Below are 17,568 nucleotides of genomic sequence, written 5' to 3'. Positions count from 1 at the left end.
CTTTCGTCCCGATGCGGGCGTTGTTTAGCGCGGTGTCGGGGCAAGGGCCAGAGGCTTGCCATGCGGGGCGAAGATTCCGGCGGGCCTATCGCCGATCTGGCCCCGGCATGAGGGGGTGTGGAACCGGATCCTTGGCGCGGAACAGATAGGCGCGGAAGATGTCGAGGTAGGAACGGTAGACATATCCTTCGTTGCGGCGCTGGTAATGGTCGCGGTTGGCGGCATAGAGGGCGGGCAGGCGGTACCATGGCACGGCAGGGTGCATGTGGTGGACGACATGCAGGTTGTTGTTGAGGAAAAGTAGGGCGAGGGGGCCGCGATCCTCGATGATCACGGTGCGGGCGCGGGCGGCCTCGTGCGCGCGATGTTCGAGGAAGGTGCGGATCTTCAGCAGGGCATGGCCGAACCATGCGGCAAGGAGATAGGCCCACCAGGGCATCGCCGCCAGCCAGAGCCAGCCCGCCACGAGGGACAGGCCACCCAGATGCAGCGCCCAGTCGCGGCGGACGCCCGGATCGTTGCGGCGGATCGCCTTTGCCTCGGTCACCAGCCAGAGGATGTTGCCGAGGATGGGGCCGATCGTGATGCGGCCGAAGAGCGTATTGTTGAAGCGGAACAATGCCTTGTGGATGCGGGGCAGGCGCGCCCAGACCGCCGGGTCGAGGTAGTTCGATTCCGGGTCGTCATAGGGATCGGTCAGGATCGGATCGTGGTGATGGGCAAGGTGGGTGTCACGGAAGCGGCCATAGGGCACGGTCAGGTTCAGCGCGGGAAAGCCCAGTATTTCGTTCAGCAGGCGGGAGCGGAAGGGGTGGCCGTGCAGGATTTCGTGCTGCAGCGAGGAGAACTGGGCGATGGCGAGGCCGGTGAGCGCGATGCCGAGGATGGGGGAGAGGCCGAAGGCTGCGGTGGTGCCAAGGGCCCAGAGGGCATAGGTGACAAGAAGGAGAAGCAGCGTGGGCCATTCGATGGCGGATGCGGCGTTGCGCAAGATGGGGTTTCCCTTTGAAAGACAAGGGGAAAATAGCACTTGCACCCAGCGCGCAGAACTTGGAGGATGCGCAACATAAAGTCAATTATGGTGACTAATGTCACCATTGGGGGCCAAAATGGACAAGCGCGATCGCTCGGCTTTGTTTCGGGCGCGGCTGGCAGAGGCGATGGCCGACAAGGGCATGAGCCGGGCGGCGCTGGCGCGGGCGGCGGGGGTGGACCGGTCCACCCTTTCGCAGCTTCTGGCCCCCGGCACGCGGCTGCCGAATGCCCAGCTTGCCGCCGATTGCGCGCAGGCCCTGGGCATTTCGGCGGATTGGCTTTTGGGCCTGACCGGGCGACCGGAACCCATCGCCGATCTATTGGCGACAAGTCTTACCGTTGCGGAAGCGCCCCGCGCGCTGATCGACGAAACGATCTTTGGCTGGCATCGCGAGGCGGCGGGATACAAGATACGGCATGTTCCGGCCACTTTGCCCGACATGTTGAAGACACGGGCGATGGTGGAGTGGGAATATCGGCCGCAGCTGGGGCGGACGGCGGAGCAGGCGCTGGGGGCGTTCGAGGATCGGCTGCAATGGATGCGCAGCGCCCGGTCGGATTACGAGATCGCGCTGCCCTTGCATGAACTGGCGGCCTTTGCCGCAGGGACGGGCTATTACGAGGGCCTGCCGCGCGCCGTGCGGATCGAGCAGATCGACCGGCTGATCCAGCTGACGGACCAGCTCTACCCGTCGCTTCGGTTGTATCTGTTTGATGCAAAAAGGGTTTTTTCGGCCCCTGTCACGATCTTCGGGCCGCTTCTGGCGGTGGTCTATCTGGGGCGGCACTACCTGGCCTTTCGCGATTCCGCGCGGGTGGAATCGATCAGCCAGCACTTCGACTGGCTGGTGAAGGAGGCGGCCTTCAGCGCGCGGGATGTGCCGGGGCATCTGGCCAGATTGCGCGACAGCATCGGCGCTTAGGCCGGAAAAGGGCCTTTTGCCCGTGCAACGCCCGGTGCAGACGGTTGGTGCAGACGGCTGTGCATACCACGAGGCACCCTTTCGGCGGGGCGGTTTCGCCTACCAATAGGCGACGAGGCGGCCTGTGTCGTAGCCATTCCAGTCGAAGATTTCGCGCGCGGCGCTCTGCCGGTCCGCAGGGATCGGGCCACGCCGGTTCAGCACGAAGCCGAAGCTGCCGTCCGGCGTTCCGATGACCATGGTGCGCAGATCGCCATCGACCCAGAGCAGCCACCATTCCCTGTCCAGCGGGCGGGGGGCGCGGGTGGCGGGGGTCAGGCGGCCGGGGCCTGTCACGGCGAGGGGGCCGGACCAGGAGAGAACCTCGCCATTCAGGCAGAGCCGCAGCGCGACGGTGAGGCCTGTCGCTGCGCGCCGGATATCCGCCCCGCCGGGGGCGCAGGCGGGCGCGCCGGGGGCGGCGAAGGCGGCGACCTGCTGCCAGCGGCCGTCGATCGTGGTCGGATCCAGCACCGCGTTGGAATAGATCGGGCCTGCCGCGCGAAAGCCCGTCAGGCGTGCTGGCTGGGCGAGGCAGGCCGGAAGGAGGAGGAGGAGCAGAAGCGCGGGGATCAGTCGATGCACAGGGTCACCGCCGCGCCATTGTCCATCAGGACGTCATTGCAGCCGAAGAGGGGCTGGATCGGCGCGCAACTGCGCGACCGGGCGAGGCATTCGCCCTGGCAATCGGATTTGCTGTCGCAACGCTTGCCGCCGTCGCGCGTCTGCCGGATGCAGGCCATGCCGCCGCCTTCGCCCGCCCTTGCCCAGGTGCCGCGATCCTTTTCGCAGGCAATCTGGCCCGCCGATTTCGGCGGGGCAGAGGCGGCAGGGGGCGGCGGCGGTTCGGCTTCGGAAAGGGCGTCCGTCCCCTTCGCGCCGGGGGGGGCGGGGGGGGTGGACGCGGTATCCGTCCCGGGGTCGGCGGCGGCGGGCTGGGCGGCGGGCGGGGCAGGTGCGGCGGGGGCATCGAGGGTGGTTGTCGTGATGCTTCCGGCAGAGGCGGGCGGCGCGGCTGTCGCCGCATCCTTGCGGCCCGGCAGGGACAGCTGGCAGGCGGCCAGCAGCGAAAGGGCGAGGGCAAGGATCAGGCGGGCGGGGATCAGGCGGGCGCGCGGCATCGGTCTTCCTGCGGAACTGGCCGCAGAAGGACAGAAGCCGCGCCCCGTTGCAAGCCCGCAGCGCGCCGCCGGGATCACGATCTGCGGCGTCGGACCGGGGGCCTGCCCCCGGACCCCCGGGGTATTTTTGCCAAGATGAAGCGGCAGGGCTTTCCTTCGGCCCCCGGCCCGGTGCGGGGGCAGGGCGGATCAATAGGGCTGGGGATGGTCGCGATGGGCCTGTGCGATGTCTTCCAGAACCTCATCCGTCAGGGTGAGATCGGCCGCGCCGAGGGCGATGCGAAGCTGGTCGGTATTGGTGGCGCCGAAGATCGGGATGCAGGGGAAGGGGCGCTGGCGGCAGAAGGCGATGGCCATCTGCGCAGGGTCAAGCCCGTGGCGCGCGGCGATGCCCATATAGGCGGCCACGGCGGGGAAGACGCGCGGCGTGATGCGCCCGCCCAGCGTGGGGTTCAGGCTGCGGCGGGTGGCATCGGGGATGACGTCGCCTGCATATTTCCCGGTGAGCAGGCCGGTTGCCAGGGGCGAGAAGGCCAGGAGGGGCAGGTTCTCGGCCACCGAAAGCTCGGCCCAGTCGCTGTCGAACTGGCGGCAGAGGAGGGAGTATTCGTTCTGGACCGACAGGACGCGCGGCAGGCCCTGGGTTTCGGCCAGATGCAGCCAGCGCGCGGTGCCCCAGACGGATTCGTTGGACAGGGCCAGGTGGCGGATCTTGCCCCGGGCGATCAGATCCTGCGCCGTGTGCAGGATGTCGAGCATGTGGTCGGTCACCTGCGCGCGGTCGAGGGGGGCGGGGTCATAGTCCCAGATCTGGCGGAAGTGATAGCTGCCGCGATTGGGCCAGTGGATCTGGTAGAGGTCGATCACATCGGTCTGCAGGCGGCGGAGCGAGGCATCGACCGCGGCGCGCAGCGTGGCCCCGGTGATGGGGGCGCCGTCGCGGACGGCCTTCTGGCCTTCGCCGGTGATCTTGGTGGCAAGCTGGATCCGGTCGCGCCCGCCGCGCGTGGCCAGCCAGGTGCCGATGATTTCCTCGGTCCGGCCGGCGGTTTCGGCGCTGACGGGGTTCACCGGATACATTTCCGCCGTGTCCCAGAAGGTGCAGCCGTGATCGAGCGCCATGTCCATCTGGGCATGGCCTTCGGCTTCGCTGTTCTGGCTGCCCCATGTCATCGTGCCGAGGCAGAGTTCGGACACCGTCAGGTCGCTGTTGCCGAGGCGGATCTGTTTCATCGTGCATTCCTTTCGTTGCCGCCAAGCCTAGCGGGGTGGCGGGCGGGGGCAAGGGTGGGGTTGAGAACAAAAGAAGAACAAACTAGGATGTGATGCATGAGTCTGCCGATCCTTTCCAGCCATGCCGCGTCGTCGCGGGGGGTGCTGCCGATGCCCGGCGGGGCGGCGGCGGGTATCGGGCTTGCGCGGGGACGTGTGCATGAATTCCGCGGCCCGTCGCGGGTGGCGCTGGCGGTGCAGGTGATGGGGGAGGGGGCGGGGCCCGTGCTGTGGATCACCCCGGGCTGGCAGGCCGAGCGGCTTTATCCCGACGGGGTGGCGCGCTTTGCCGATCCGGGGCGGCTGATCTGTGCGCGGGCGCGGCGGGTGGAGGATATCCTGTGGGCGATGGAAGAGGCGCTGCGATCGGGGGCGGTGCCGCTGGTCGTGGCCGAGATGCCGGCCGCCCCGGGCCTGACGCCGGTGCGGCGGCTGAACCTGGCGGCCGAGGCGGGGGCGGTGGCGGGGGCTGGGGCGCCGCTGGGCCTGTTGCTGACGGGGGGCGAGGAGGGCGCGCCGGGGGTAGAGAGCCGCTGGCACATGCATCCCCTGCCGCGGCCTTCGGCCCTGCTGGAGGAGCGCGGCGAGATCTGGCATCTGGCGCGGCAGCGCGCGCGGGGGGCGGTGCCCGCGGCCTGGACGCTGCGGCGCGCGGGGGGCGCGGCGGTGCTGGAGGCGGCGGCGGAATGATCCGTCCGCCCGGGGGAGGGATGCCAGAAACGATCTGAACTGCCGCGGGCGATGCAGTTACATGCCCGCAGTAAGGTAACGAGTGCATCCATGACGCATCAGTCTTTCCCGGATCGGGCGGCCCGCCCAGGACGCCCGGCTTTGGCCACAGCATCGGTGATCGGGGCGGGTGGCCCCGCGGCGGGGTGGCCAAGATGATGGGCGACGGCGCATCCATCCCGATCCATTACTGGGACATCCATCCGAATTTCGGCGATCTTCTGGCACCCTGGCTGGTGGAGAAGATGACCGGCAGGCCGGTGCATCTGGTGAAGGAGGCCGAGGCGCCCAAGAAGCCGCATTACGTTCTGATCGGGTCGATCCTGAGCCATGTGCGATCTGGTTCCATCGTCTGGGGAACGGGCAGCTTCGGAACGGAAACGGATGCCCAGGTCAGCCTGGCCGCGCAATATACCGCCGTGCGGGGGCCGCTGACGCGCAACCGGATCCGCATCCTCAAGGCGGAGTGCCCGGCGATCTATGGCGATCCCGCGTTGCTTACCCCGTATTTCTATCGGCCGAAGATCACGCCGCGCCATGAGGTGGGGGTGGTCATCCGGCATTCCGAAGGCGACTGGCGCAATGCGCTGGCGCAAAGCGGCATCAAGACCATCGACCTGAAGACGGACCGGATCGAGGAAACGCTGGATGCGATGCTGAGTTGCAAGCGCATCGTGACCTCGTCCCTGCACGGGCTGATCCTTGCGGATGCCTATGGCATTCCCAATGCCTGGCTGGATTCCCGGTCGCCCTGGGGGCTGAACTTCAAGTATTGGGACTATCTGATTTCGGTCGACAAGGTCCGGCATCCGACGGCCTTCGACTTTCGCCGGAAGGATCTGACGCTGGATGAGGTGCTGGCGGCCTTCCCCTTCGATGACCGTCCGATCCGGATTGATCTGGAGGCGCTGATCGCGGTGAACCCGTTCGGTTGGGCCCCGTCGGAGCGGGCGGATGACATCATCCCGATGCGGCCCATGCCGGGCCGGGGGCGGATGCCGGGCTGAGGCGGGTCAGACCAGCCGGCGGAAGGTGGGGACGGGGCCGGAATTATCGAAGAAGGGGACGCCCTCATCGGGGTGGCCCGCGGCGAGGGCGGCGATTTCGGCCAGCACCACCTCGGTTATGAAGGGCAGGTCGAGCGCGCGGGCCGCCCCCGTGCCGATCCAGTGCAGATGCGACAACTCATCCGAGGCGGCGGAGAAATCGTCGGGGTCGCCCGCGATGTGGCGGGCGTCGATCAGGAAGAAGCGCGCGTCAAAGCGGCGCGGGCGGCCGGGCGGCGTGATGGCGCGGAAGATGAAGCGCAGGGCCGGGGCGGCCGTGGGGGCGAGGGTGAGGCCCGTCTCCTCGGCCAGTTCGCGCAGGGCGGCGGTGGCGAGTGCGGCGGGCGAGGGCGCGGCTTCGGGCAGGTGCTGGCCCAAGCGGGCAAGGCAGGCATCGCCCAGCAGGCCCGGGGTCGGCGCGCGGTGATCGGCGGGGTCCACGCCGCCGCCGGGGAAGACGTATTTCGACGGCATGAACACCGCCCCCGCGCCGCGCTGGCCCATCAGGACCTGCGGGCCGTCGGGGCCCTGGCGCAAGAGGACGGTGGTTGCCGCGGGGCGGATCGTTTCGGGTTTGGGGGCATCAGGTTTGGGGCTGCCTGCGGCATCGGACCCCGGCGCTGTCACGACCGGCCCCCGAAGCCATGCATCCGCTTTGCCCATTGCACCGCCACCAGCGCCCCCTTGAGGCGCGGCAGAAGATAGAGCGACAGCGCCACCGTGCCGACCGAGAAGACCGAGGCGAGGATCAGCGGATCGGGGCGCCACTTGACGAAGGCCCAGAGGATGATGGGGGCCATCAGATGCCCGACGATCAGGATCGTCAGGTAGGCCGGGCCGTCATCGGCGCGCTGGTGGTGCAGCGCCTCGCCGCAGACGGGGCAGCTTTCGCGGACCTTGAGATAGCCGCGCAGCAGCGGGCCAGAGCCGCAGCAGGGGCAGCGCCGCCGCCAGCCGCGCAGCATGGCCGGGCCGATCGGGCGATCTTCGAGAAGATCCTCGCGCAGGCTGTCTTGCGGGATTTGGCCGTCGGGCATCGGATCGTCCTGTGGGTTCGCAGCAGAAGGTGCATGGGTAGCGCGTGGCGCGCCGCTTTGGGAGGGGACAGATCGCCACATCGGCATCTTTGCGGGGGCAGAGGGAAAGTTGCAAGCCGGGCGACGGAAAGCCGGGCGTGCGGCGTTTGACGGACATGAAGGCGGGGCAGGGCGCCCGCGCCGGATCAGGATGGAGAGATCCAAGATGAGCAAGACACGCAGCAGCCTGGCCCTGATGGCCGTTCTGGCCCTGTCGGGCGCGGCCCTGTCCACGGCGGCCATGGCCGATCGCATGGGCGATGGCCCGATGGGCGGCATGGGCGGGCCGATGGCGGGGCTGGATTTCGCGGCGGTGGATGCCGACAAGGACGGCAAGATCACCACGGCCGAGATGGACGCCTATCGCAGCGCGCAGGTGACGGCGGCGGATGCCGACAAGGATGGCAAGATCTCGGCCGCGGAGCTTTCGGCCATGCACATGGCGCGGATGCAGGAACGGGCCGAGCGGATGGCCGCGCGGATGATCGAGCGGCATGATGCCGATGGCGATGGCATGCTGACGGCGGCCGAGATGCTGACCCGGCCCGCGCCGGACCGGCTGTTCGAGATGGCCGATATCGATGGCGACGGTGCCCTGAGCGAGGCAGAGATCGACGCCGCGCGCGAAAGGATGGCCGAGATGCGCGAGGGGCGCGGCCATGGCAAGGGCCGCGGGCAGCATGGCGGCGGGTTCTTCAACGAGTAAGGCAACAGGCCCGCGCGCCCGGATCCCGGGACGGGATGGGCGCGCGGGATTTGCAGCACGGTTCCGGAAGCGGTAAGCCCGATACAGGATGGACATGCCCCGCGACATGCAGGCCGAGGATCCGGCCACCGCCCCGGATGAGGCGCTTCTGGCCCGCTATGCCGCCGGGGATCCGGCGGCGGCGCGGGCGCTGACGCTGCGGCTGGTGCCGCGGGCGATGGGCTATGCGGCGCGGATGCTGGGCGACGGGGCCGAGGCCGAGGATGTGGTGCAGGAGGCGATGCTGCGCCTGTGGCGCGCGGCCCCCGGCTGGCGCGCGGGCGAGGCGCAGGTTTCCACCTGGCTTTACCGGGTGGTGACGAACCTTTGCACCGACCGGTTGCGCCAGCGCAAGCGGCGGCCTGCCGCCGCGCTGGACGAGGCGCCCGAGGTGGCCGACGGCGCGCAGGGGGCCGAGGCCGGGCTGATCGAGGCGGACCGCATGGCCGCCCTGCAGGCCGCGCTGGACGCGCTGCCCGACAGGCAGCGGCAGGCGGTGATCCTGCGGCATATCGAGGGGTTCACCAATCCCGAGATCGCCGAGGTGATGGACATAGGCATCGAGGCGGTGGAGAGTCTGACCGCCCGGGCCAAGAGGGCGCTGACGGCCATCCTGGCCGGGCGGCGCGAGGAGCTGGGATATGGCGAGGAAGACTGACGGGATGCAGGGCCGCGAGGGGCTGGAGGATCTGTTCGCCGCGATGCGCGAGGAACGGGTGCCGCCTTCCGATGCCCTGATGGCGCGGGTTCTGGCCGATGCGCTGGCCCATCAGCCGCGCCCTGCCTTGCCGGTGGCGGCGGAGGTCGGGGCGGGTGTCGCGGTGCGGCCGGGCCTGTGGCGGCGTCTGGCGGGCCTCTTCGGCGGGGCGGGGGCGCTGGCGGGGATGGGAACGGCGGCGGTGGCCGGGCTGTTCATCGGTTTCGTGCAACCCGAGGGCCTTTCCCTGCTGGGGGATGCGGTTCTGGGAACCCCGCTTGAAACGGTGGAACTGATCCCCGATGTCGACATGCTTTTTGCCGGGAACTGAGACATGACCGAGAGCCGAGACGATCTTGCCGGACCCGTGGCCACTCCTCCTCCGCCGCCGCCCATCGCCCCGCCCGCCCGCAGCGGCAGGGGCCTGCGCATCGCGCTGGGGGTTTCGGTGGCGCTGAACCTGCTGGTGGCGGGGCTTGTCGCGGGCGCCCTGCTGCGCGACGGCGATCCGCGGGCGCGGATGGTGCGCGATCTGGATTTCGGCCCCTTTACCGAGGCGCTGTCGCCGAAGGACCGCGAGGCGCTGCGCCGCGACTTTCTGACCCGCGCGCCGGAAATGCGCGATGTGCGCCGGCAGATGCGGGCGGATCTGGGGGCCTTCCTGCAGATCCTGCGCAGCGATCCCCTGGATGCCGAGGCGCTGGCCGGGGTGCTGGCGAACCAGCGCGAGCGGCTGTCGCGGCGGGTGGATCTGGGGCAGGACCTGCTGCTGGAACGGCTTTCGCAGATGACGCGCGAGGAGCGGCTGGCCTTTGCCGACCGGCTGGAGCGGCGGTTGCGCCGTGGTGGGGAAAAGGGCGAAGGCCGCGAGGAAGGCCGCGACGGCGGGGACGAGTAGCCGCCCGCTTGGGCGGCGGCCAGGTCGGGCGGCGTGACACGGGCGTTCAGGCCGCCGAGCGGCCGACGATGACGCGGTTGCGTCCCTGCAGCTTGGCCGACATGAGGGCGCGGTCGGCCCGGTCGATGGCATCATCGGGCAGGGTGCCGGGCGGTGCGAGGCAGAGGCCGATGGAAATGGTCAGCGTCACGGCTTCGCCTGCGGCAAGGGCGATCGGCCGGTCATGGATGGCGGCGCGCAGCCGGTCGGCCAGATCGCGCGCCTGCGTCAGGGCGCGGTCGGGCAGGGCGATCAGGAACTCTTCCCCGCCGATCCGGGCGATGAGATCGTCTTCGGTCAGGTGATCCTGCAGGCGGCGCGCCACCTCGACCAGGACGGCATCGCCCGCGGCATGGCCGAAGCGATCGTTGATCTGCTTGAAACGGTCGATATCCACGATCATCGTCGCGGTGCCGATGCCGCCGCCGACGGAACCGAGCGACATTTCCCCCATCCGGCGCAGGGCGTAGCGGCGATTGAACAGCCCGGTGAGCGGGTCGATCATCGCAAGGCGGACATTGTCGCGCAGTTGCGCGCGATGGCGGGCGGCGGCGCGGCTGCGGGCGATCATGGCGTTCAGGCGCAGGGCCATTTCCTCGGGCTGGCTGCGCGGGCAGATCGCCTCGTCCGCGCCGAGATCATAGGCCATGGCGGCGCTGTCGGGGCCATCGGTAAGGACCGCGATGCCGGTATGGCGGCTGTCGGGGGCCGAGCGCAGTTCCGACAGCAGGGCATAGGCGGGGTTGACGGGGCCTGCGGTCGCGTCGATCAGCCAGGCGTCAGGGGGATCGGCGGGCAGGCCCGCCGCCGCGACAGGGTGCAGGCGATGCGGCAGGAGGGGGGCCAGCAACCGGGCGAGGCGGTGCCCGCCTTCGGCCGCGAAGCCCGTCATCGCCACAAGGCCTGGCCAATCGAAGGGATCGGCCTGTTCCTGCAACGCAAAGAGCGGGGATTGCATCGTCTCGGCCGGGTCGCGGCGGCGCAGAAGGTTGCGGATGCGGGCCAGAAGCAGGCGTTCATCCGCGGGTTTGGCAAAGACATCATCCGCCCCGGCCCGCAGCGCGGCGAGGCGGGCCTCGGCCAGCGGGGTGGCGGTATGGACGATCACGGGAATGTCGCGGCTGGCCGGATCGGCGCGCAGGGCCCGCAGCACCGAGAGGCCGTCCATCGCGGGCAGGTCGAGATCGAGCAGCACGAGATCGGGGTGGCATTCGCGGGTGAGGCGCAGCGCCTCGATCCCGTCGGCGGCGAGAAGGGTGGCGTGCCTACTGGTCGCAAGACGCACCTTCATCACGATGCGGTTCGTCGCGACATCGTCCACGATCAGAATCCTGCCTGCCATCGCGAAACCTGGCAACCTTTCCCTGCATCCGTGCGAGAGTTTGGTTCAGCAACCGTTACCAACCTGTTAACGACTTGTTACCAGATTGGGTTCAATCTGATCTTTTTCCGGCCATTGTGAGGTGGCCGGCGGTTTCCGGGGGGTAAGGTGACACGAGACGGGGCAGAGACGCTGGCCTTGCAGGCGCTGGGATGGCTGGCGGGGCAGGAGGCGCTTTTCACGCGGTTCCTGGGCGACAGCGGGGCCACGGCGCAGGATATCGCGGTGGCGGCGGGGGATGCGGCCTTTCTGGGCGCGGTGCTGGATTTCCTGCTGATGGAGGATGCCTGGATCATCGACTTCTGCGATGCGGCGGGGATCGGCTACGGGATGCCGATGCAGGCGCGCGCGGCGCTGCCGGGCGGGCAGGCGATGCACTGGACGTGATTGCAAATGCGCGGGGCAGGGGCCAAAGATGGCGGCGAGCAGGGCAGGCAGGCGGGAGCGCGCGGGATGATTGACGGGGTGATCTTCGACAAGGACGGGACGCTGTTCGATTTCCGGGCCAGTTGGGGGGCCTGGGCGGCCGATCTGCTGGATCTGCTGGCCCGGGAAAGCGGGATGGATGCGCGCGTTCTGGGCGCGGCGATCGGCTTTGATCCGGTGGCGCGGCGCTTTGCGCCTGACAGCGTGGTGATCGCGGGCACTTCGGGCGAGATTTCGGCAGCGCTGGCTGCGCTGGTGCCGGGGGCGGATGCGCGCGATCTGGAAGACCGGATGAACCGCATGGCCGAAGGCGCGCCGATGCTGCCCGCGGTGGACCTGCCCGCCGTGCTGGGCGGGCTGCGCGGGCGCGGGTTGAAGATCGGGCTTGCCACCAATGATGTGGAAGTGACGGCCCATGCCCATCTGGCGGCGCATGGGGTGACGGACCTGTTCGACTATGTGGCAGGATATGACAGCGGCCACGGGCCGAAGCCGGGGCCGGGCATGTGCGCGGCCTTTGCGCGGCAACTGGGGCTGGATCCGGCGCGGGTGGTGATGGTGGGCGACAGCCGCCATGACCTGGAAGCCGGGCGCGCGGCGGGCATGCGGACGGTGGCGGTGCTGACCGGCATCGCGGGGGCCGAGGAACTGGCCCCCCATGCCGATGCCGTCCTGCCCGATATCGGCCATCTGGGCGGCTGGATCGACGCCCTGGCGGGATAGCCCGTCGCCCCGATCCGGCACCTGCGCGGGGTGGGGGCGGTGGATTGGGTATTTTTGCCAAGATGAAGGGGCGGATGTCGCGCCTTTGCGTTCCGTGGTGCCGCCATGGGCCGGGCATCGGGCGGGGCTGCAGCGAAAAACGACATATCCGCGTCGTGGCTGGAGTGTCCTTTGCGCTGCGGCTTCGCCATGGTGGCCGAAAGCGGGCTGGTCTGCCCGACGGAGGGTGCCATGAACGAAGAGCCGCGCAAACGCCGCGCCGGGGGGCGTGCCGGAAACAAGCTGCGCGCGGGGACGGCGGTGATCGACCAGATGCCCTGGCGCATCCCCGTCAATCCCGATGCGCCGGTGGAGCCGCTGGATGCCGAGGGTGTGCTGCGGATCCACAAGACGGCGATGCGCATCCTGAAGGAGATCGGGATCGAATTCCTGAACCCCGAGGCGGTGGAGCATCTGCGCCGCGCGGGATGCCGTGTCGATGGCACGAATGTCCGCATGGACGAAGAGTTTGTCATGGAGATGCTGTCGAAGGCACCTTCCGAATTCACCATCACCCCGCGCAATCCCGAGCGGGAACTGGTGATCGGCGGCAAGCACATGGTCTTTGTCAATGTCTCGTCCCCGCCGAATGCCTGGGACATGGAGCGCGGCAAGCGGTCTGGCGATTTCGAGACCTTCAAGGAATTCATGAAGCTGACGCAGTATTTCAACTGCATCCATATCGCGGGCGGCTATCCGGTGGAGCCGATCGACATCCACCCCTCGGTGCGCCACCTCGACTGCCTGTATGAAAAGCTGACGCTGACGGACAAGGTCGTTCACGCCTATTCGCTGGGCGCGGAGCGGGTGGAAGACGTCATGGAGATGACGCGCATCGCGGGGGGGCTGAGCGAGGAGGAGTTCCGCGCCAAGCCGCGGATGTATACCAACATCAACTCTGTCTCGCCCTTGAAGCATGACTTCCCGATGCTGGACGGGGCGATGCGGCTGGCCCGGCGGGGGCAGCCCGTGGTGGTGACGCCCTTCACGCTGGCCGGTGCGATGGCGCCGGTCACGATGGCGGGGGCGGTGGCGCTGTCGCTGGCCGAGGCTTTGGCGGCGATTGCCCTTTTGCAATATATTGCCCCCGGTTGCCCGGTTGCGATTGGCACTTTCACATCAAATGTCGACATGAAGTCGGGCGCGCCCGCCTTTGGCACGCCGGAATACATGCGCGCCACGCAGATGACGGGGCAACTGGTGCGCTTCTACAAGCTGCCCCTGCGGTCTTCGGGGGTTTGCGCCGCGAATGTGCCGGACGGGCAGGCGATGTGGGAAACCTCGAACAGCCTGTGGGCGGCGGTGCAGTCGCGGACCAACATGGTCTATCACGCGGCGGGCTGGCTGGAGGGCGGGCTGATCGCGAGCCCCGAGAAGTTCGTGATGGATTGCGAAGTGCTGCAGATGATCCAGCGCTATTTCGAAGAGGCGACCTTTGCCACCACGGACGAGGATCTGGCCTTTGACGCGATCCGCGAAGTGGGGGCGGGCGGGCATTATTTCGGCTGCCAGCATACCCAGGACCGCTATACGACCGCCTTCTATGCGCCCTTCGTCAGCGACTGGCGCAATTACGAGGCCTGGCAGCAGGGCGGATCGGTCTGGACGCCCGAGCGGGCGCATCGGATCTATCGCCAGATCCTTGAGGAATTCGAGGCGCCCGAGATGAACGGCGACCATGCCGAGGAGCTGCGCCGCTTTGTCGCCCGGCGCAAGCAGGAAGGCGGCGCGCCGACCGATTTCTGAGGCAGGCCGCGCCCCGGCCGGCAGAGTTTGCGCTTTCCGGGGCGATCCCTGCGGGCTAGCCTTGCGGGATGCAAGGCCCGCGTCAGCCGGGCCAGATGGGGGGCAGCGGATGGAGAACCCGAAACAGGGGCGGACCGTTCCGGTTGTGATCGGGGCCCTGGCGGGGCTGGCGCTGTGGCTGGTGGACCTGCCTGCCCTGCAGGCGGCCCTGACGGAGCGGATGCAGTTCCTTCTGGGCAGTCTTGTCGTGGTGTTCTTCGGCCTGTTGCTGGCCTTGACGGGGCCGCTGCGGACCGTGCGCGCCATCGCGGCGGCCTTGCCGCTGGCGGCGGGGGTTGCGCTGATGCTGCTCATGGCCTCGATGCGGCATGAGACGGTGGCGGCCTTCCATTTCTCTGATCTTGCCTTTGTCGCGGCCTTCGTTCTGGCGGTGCTGCCCCTGCCCTTTGTGATCGCTGCGGCGGGGCCGGGCTGGCGGGACTATGGCGCGGTCTTCGGGGAAGGCTGGCTTCTGGTGATGCGGGGGTGCCTTGCCTGGATCCTGGCCGGGCTGGTCTGGGGGGTGATCTGGATCGCGGATGCCCTGATGGGGCTGGTCGGGCTGGGGGTGATGAAGCAGATGCTGGCGCAGGGCGGGCCCTTGCCCGGGATGGTGACGGGGGCCGCGCTGGGCCTGGGCGTTGCGCTGGCGGTGGAGCATGAGGACCTGCTGTCGCCAGAGCCTGTGCTGCGGGCGCTGCGCTGGCTGGTGCTGCCGCTTCTGGCGGTGATGCTGGCCTTCTTCCTTGCGCTGCCGGTGCAGGGCCTTTCGGGCCTGCCGGCGGGCCTGTCCGCGGCGGTGATCCTGCTGGGCCTTTCGGCGGCGGCCGTCTTGCTGGCAACGCTGACCGTCGGCACGGATGAGGAGGAGGCCTCCGGGATGGGGCGTTGGCTGGTGCTGGGGGGGCAGGGGCTGGCGGCGATCCTGCCCTTGCCCGTGGCGCTGGCGGCATGGTCGGTCTGGCTGCGGGTGGCGCAGCATGGCTGGACGCCGGGGCGGGTTTTCGTGGCGGGGTTGGTGCTGCTGGCGGCTGGCCATGCGGCGCTGTATCTTCTGGCGCTGCTGCAGGGCGGGCTGCGGGGCGCTGCCGCCTGGCGGGGCGGGCTGCGGCGCGCGAACATGGTGATGGCGGGGGCGGCGATGGCGGCGGCCGCGCTGTGGCTGAGCCCGCTTCTGAACGCCGAGGCGATTTCGGCGCGGTCGCAGGTTCTGCGGTTCGAGGCGGGGGAGGTTGCGGCGGCGGATCTGGACCTGGCGGCGCTGGAGCGCTGGGGCCTGCCGGGGCGCGCGGCGCTGGCGCGGCTGGAGGTGCTGGCGCAGGATGCGGGGCAGGCGGACCTGGCCGCGCGGCTGGAGGCACGCCAGGGCGAGCGCGCGGGCAGTGCCGACCCGCAGACCGCCGCGCAGGAGGCCGAGGCGATGCTGGCGCAGTTGCGGGCCATCCTGCCGGTGCAGCCTGCCGGGGCGACGGCGGGCCGTGACCGGCTGCTGGCGGGGATCGGGGCGCAGGAGTTGCAGGCCTGGGTCGATGCCTGCCGGACGCCCCTGCCGGGGCAGGCAGAGCGGCCCGGCTGCGTGATGCTGCTGGCCGATTTCCTGCCCGATCTGCCGGGCGAGGAGGCGCTGGTCCTGCTGCGCGGCCCCGAGGGGTTCATGCGCTATGAAGGGCTGGCACTTCAGGGCGGCGCGGTGCAGCGCCGGTCTGTCGCGGCGATGACGGGCATGCTGGCAGATCGCGAGGCGGGTGCCGCGCTGATCGCTTCCCTGCAGGAAGGCGTGCCCGGCCTGCAGCCTGCGCCCGTGAACATGCTGGACATGGCCGGGGGCATTCTGCTGCTGCCGTAAGGATTTGTTGATCCGATTGCGTGATCCTGTGCTGCGGACCGGCAGGACAGGGAGGCCGCGCAGGCGATGAACGGGCTGATCAACAGGGCGATACAGTGCTTTCTGCGCGATGGCTGGGGGGCTGCGGCCTGGCAGGATGCCGCGCGGGCATCCGGCGTGCCCGCGCGTGGGTTCGAACCCATGCTGACCTATCCGCCCGAGGTGACCGAACGTCTGCTGCAGGTCGCCGCGGACCGGCTGAACCGGGATCGCGATTGCCTGCTGGAGGATCTGGGAACCTATCTGGTCTCGCATCCGTCGCGGGCGGCGGTGCGGCGGCTGCTGCGTTTCGGGGGCACGGATTTCCCCGATTTCCTGCAATCGCTGGAAGACCTGCCCGCACGGGCGCGGCTTGCCCTGCCGGATCTGGTTCTGCCTGCGATGCGTGTCACGGTGCTGGGCGACCAGCGTTTCGTCTTGCGGATCGGCGACGGTTTTCCCGGGGCCGGGGCGGTGGCGCGGGGGCTGTTGCGGGCGATGGCGGATGATTATGGGGCGCTCGCCCTGCTGGAGGCGGGACCGGAGGGCAGTGCCGGCGCGGCAGAGGTGACGATCCGGCTGCTGGACCCGGCCCATGCCGAAGGGCGCAGCTTCACGCTGGGGGCGCGGGAATGACCCGGCGCCTTGAACTGGACTGCGCGGCGCTGAACCGGCTGATGCCCATGCATCTGGCGCTGGATGCGGCGGGGGGGGTGATCTCGGCCGGCAGCACGCTGGCGCGACTGATCCCCGAAGCGGGCGAAGAGGGCGCGCAGGCGGGCGACCTGTTCACCCTGCGCCATGGCGCGGCGGTGACATCGGTCCCGGATCTGCTGGCGGGCGGGGGGCGGGTGCATCTGCAATCGCGCCTGCGGGCGGACCTGGCCTTTCGCGGCCTTGCCGTGCCGATGGGGGAGGGGGCGCTGATCAACCTGTCCTTCGGCATCGGCGTGGTCGAGGCCGTCAGCCGCTTTGCCCTGACAGAGGCCGATTTCGCGCCCACGGATCTGACGGTGGAACTGCTTTACCTCTATGAGGCCAAGACTGCCGTGCTGGAGGAGTTGCGGGCGATGAACGCCCGGCTGCAGGGCGACAAGGTGATGGCCGAAGAACAGGCCCTGACCGATGCCCTGACCGGCCTGCGCAACCGCCGGGGGCTGGATCTGGCGATCGAGGCGCTGGGCACGGGCGATTTTGCGCTGGTGCATCTGGATCTGGACCGGTTCAAGCAGGTGAATGATGGTCTTGGCCACGCGGCGGGGGATCATGTTCTGGTGCAGGTCGCGCGCATCCTGATCGAGGAATGCCGTGCCGGGGATACGGCGGCGCGGATCGGGGGGGATGAATTCGTGCTGCTGCTGCCGGGCATGAAGGCGCCGGAACCTGCGCTGCGCCGGATTGCCCGGATCATCGAGCGGCTGTCCGAGCCCATCGCCTTTGGCGCAGAGATCTGCCGGATCGGCGGCAGCGCGGGGCTGGTTCTGGCCCGGCAGGCCCCGGAAGCCGCCATTTCCGAGCTTTTCGCCCATGCCGATGCCGCGCTTTACGCGGCAAAGCGCGCAGGCCGGGGCAGGGCGCTTTTGTGGGAGCCGTGGATGGAGTCGGGATGACATAGGGAAAACAGGGGCGCGGCCGTGGTTGCCCCGGCAGGGGGTCGTCTAATCGCAGCACATTTTGCAAGCCCTTTCTTTCGGGGTGGCGCAGAAAGCCGTTGATGTTCAGCGCAGATG

Annotated in this window: 20 protein-coding genes; 13 read left to right on the top strand and 7 right to left on the bottom strand. The window is 69.3% G+C overall.

What is annotated here, in order from left to right; translation table 11 throughout:
- Positions 1-85 precede the first annotated feature (85 nt).
- Entirely contained in the window at positions 86-991 is a 906-nt protein-coding gene (locus tag G5V65_RS18980) for a fatty acid desaturase (RefSeq protein WP_165053383.1), read from the bottom strand.
- A gap of 118 nt (positions 992-1,109) precedes the next feature.
- Between G5V65_RS18980 and G5V65_RS18975 the strand changes: the two genes are divergently transcribed.
- Positions 1,110-1,958: a helix-turn-helix domain-containing protein gene (locus G5V65_RS18975; protein WP_394352257.1), complete on the top strand. Its 849-nt coding sequence runs from the start codon at positions 1,110-1,112 to the stop codon at positions 1,956-1,958.
- 99 nt (positions 1,959-2,057) lie between these two features.
- Here the strand turns inward: G5V65_RS18975 and G5V65_RS18970 are convergent, their stop codons facing one another.
- The 3 genes from G5V65_RS18970 to G5V65_RS18960 form a co-directional block, all read right to left on the bottom strand.
- Positions 2,058-2,582, bottom strand: a complete 525-nt coding sequence (locus tag G5V65_RS18970) for a lipocalin family protein (protein WP_165053377.1) — start codon at positions 2,580-2,582, stop codon at positions 2,058-2,060.
- Complete coding sequence (locus tag G5V65_RS22130; protein ID WP_206526887.1) at positions 2,570-3,118, bottom strand: hypothetical protein; 549 nt, start codon at positions 3,116-3,118, stop codon at positions 2,570-2,572. The genes G5V65_RS18970 and G5V65_RS22130 overlap by 13 nt, the downstream gene beginning before the upstream one ends.
- Before the next feature lie 189 nt (positions 3,119-3,307).
- Positions 3,308-4,351 (bottom strand): aldo/keto reductase, encoded by a 1,044-nt coding sequence (locus tag G5V65_RS18960; protein ID WP_165053374.1) that lies wholly within the window; start codon positions 4,349-4,351, stop codon positions 3,308-3,310.
- A gap of 96 nt (positions 4,352-4,447) precedes the next feature.
- Here G5V65_RS18960 and G5V65_RS18955 point away from each other — a divergent pair, with 96 nt between their 5' ends.
- Complete coding sequence (locus G5V65_RS18955; RefSeq protein ID WP_165053371.1) at positions 4,448-5,080, top strand: hypothetical protein; 633 nt, start codon at positions 4,448-4,450, stop codon at positions 5,078-5,080.
- Between the two features lie 194 nt (positions 5,081-5,274).
- Positions 5,275-6,126: a polysaccharide pyruvyl transferase family protein gene (locus tag G5V65_RS18950; RefSeq protein ID WP_165053369.1), complete on the top strand. Its 852-nt coding sequence runs from the start codon at positions 5,275-5,277 to the stop codon at positions 6,124-6,126.
- Positions 6,127-6,132: 6 nt separating this feature from the next.
- Here G5V65_RS18950 and G5V65_RS18945 read toward each other — a convergent pair whose 3' ends face one another.
- Together G5V65_RS18945 and G5V65_RS18940 are read right to left on the bottom strand one after the other, a co-directional pair.
- On the bottom strand, positions 6,133-6,729 hold the full coding sequence (locus tag G5V65_RS18945; protein WP_343162869.1) for an NUDIX hydrolase: 597 nt from the start codon (positions 6,727-6,729) through the stop codon (positions 6,133-6,135).
- A gap of 59 nt (positions 6,730-6,788) precedes the next feature.
- Positions 6,789-7,202, bottom strand: a complete 414-nt coding sequence (locus G5V65_RS18940) for a DUF983 domain-containing protein (RefSeq protein ID WP_165053363.1) — start codon at positions 7,200-7,202, stop codon at positions 6,789-6,791.
- A 205-nt stretch (positions 7,203-7,407) separates the two neighbouring features.
- On the opposite strand from G5V65_RS18940, the gene G5V65_RS18935 reads away from it, so the two are divergent.
- From G5V65_RS18935 to G5V65_RS18920, 4 genes are all read left to right on the top strand, one after another.
- Positions 7,408-7,947, top strand: a complete 540-nt coding sequence (locus G5V65_RS18935; RefSeq protein WP_241250655.1) for an EF-hand domain-containing protein — start codon at positions 7,408-7,410, stop codon at positions 7,945-7,947.
- 88 nt (positions 7,948-8,035) lie between these two features.
- Positions 8,036-8,644, top strand: coding sequence for an RNA polymerase sigma factor (locus G5V65_RS18930; protein WP_165053360.1), 609 nt, complete (start codon positions 8,036-8,038; stop codon positions 8,642-8,644).
- Positions 8,628-9,014 (top strand): dihydroorotate dehydrogenase, encoded by a 387-nt coding sequence (locus tag G5V65_RS18925; protein ID WP_165053357.1) that lies wholly within the window; start codon positions 8,628-8,630, stop codon positions 9,012-9,014. Before G5V65_RS18930 ends, G5V65_RS18925 begins: the two co-directional genes overlap by 17 nt.
- A gap of 3 nt (positions 9,015-9,017) precedes the next feature.
- Positions 9,018-9,581: a periplasmic heavy metal sensor gene (locus G5V65_RS18920; RefSeq protein WP_165053354.1), complete on the top strand. Its 564-nt coding sequence runs from the start codon at positions 9,018-9,020 to the stop codon at positions 9,579-9,581.
- A 46-nt stretch (positions 9,582-9,627) separates the two neighbouring features.
- Here G5V65_RS18920 and G5V65_RS18915 read toward each other — a convergent pair whose 3' ends face one another.
- The gene (locus tag G5V65_RS18915; RefSeq protein WP_165053351.1) at positions 9,628-10,962 is read right to left on the bottom strand and encodes a diguanylate cyclase; all 1,335 of its coding nucleotides are present in this window, start codon (positions 10,960-10,962) and stop codon (positions 9,628-9,630) included.
- Positions 10,963-11,109: 147 nt separating this feature from the next.
- On the opposite strand from G5V65_RS18915, the gene G5V65_RS18910 reads away from it, so the two are divergent.
- The 6 genes from G5V65_RS18910 to G5V65_RS18885 all read left to right on the top strand — a co-directional run bounded on the left by G5V65_RS18910 (position 11,110) and on the right by G5V65_RS18885 (position 17,448).
- Entirely contained in the window at positions 11,110-11,388 is a 279-nt protein-coding gene (locus G5V65_RS18910) for a DUF3572 family protein (RefSeq protein ID WP_165053348.1), read from the top strand.
- Between the two features lie 66 nt (positions 11,389-11,454).
- Complete coding sequence (locus G5V65_RS18905; RefSeq protein WP_165053345.1) at positions 11,455-12,150, top strand: HAD family hydrolase; 696 nt, start codon at positions 11,455-11,457, stop codon at positions 12,148-12,150.
- 231 nt (positions 12,151-12,381) lie between these two features.
- The gene (locus tag G5V65_RS18900; protein WP_165053440.1) at positions 12,382-13,935 is read left to right on the top strand and encodes a trimethylamine methyltransferase family protein; all 1,554 of its coding nucleotides are present in this window, start codon (positions 12,382-12,384) and stop codon (positions 13,933-13,935) included.
- Between the two features lie 109 nt (positions 13,936-14,044).
- Positions 14,045-15,820, top strand: a complete 1,776-nt coding sequence (locus tag G5V65_RS18895) for a DUF4153 domain-containing protein (protein WP_165053342.1) — start codon at positions 14,045-14,047, stop codon at positions 15,818-15,820.
- A 66-nt stretch (positions 15,821-15,886) separates the two neighbouring features.
- Positions 15,887-16,474 (top strand): heme NO-binding domain-containing protein, encoded by a 588-nt coding sequence (locus G5V65_RS18890; protein WP_165053338.1) that lies wholly within the window; start codon positions 15,887-15,889, stop codon positions 16,472-16,474.
- Complete coding sequence (locus G5V65_RS18885; protein ID WP_165053335.1) at positions 16,471-17,448, top strand: GGDEF domain-containing protein; 978 nt, start codon at positions 16,471-16,473, stop codon at positions 17,446-17,448. The genes G5V65_RS18890 and G5V65_RS18885 overlap by 4 nt, the downstream gene beginning before the upstream one ends.
- Positions 17,449-17,568 lie beyond the last annotated feature (120 nt).

Source organism: Paragemmobacter kunshanensis (genome assembly GCF_011059185.1).
GTDB lineage: Bacteria > Pseudomonadota > Alphaproteobacteria > Rhodobacterales > Rhodobacteraceae > Paragemmobacter > Paragemmobacter kunshanensis.
The sequence above is the reverse complement of the archived record's forward strand: the minus strand, read 5'-3'. Positions and strand labels throughout refer to the sequence as shown.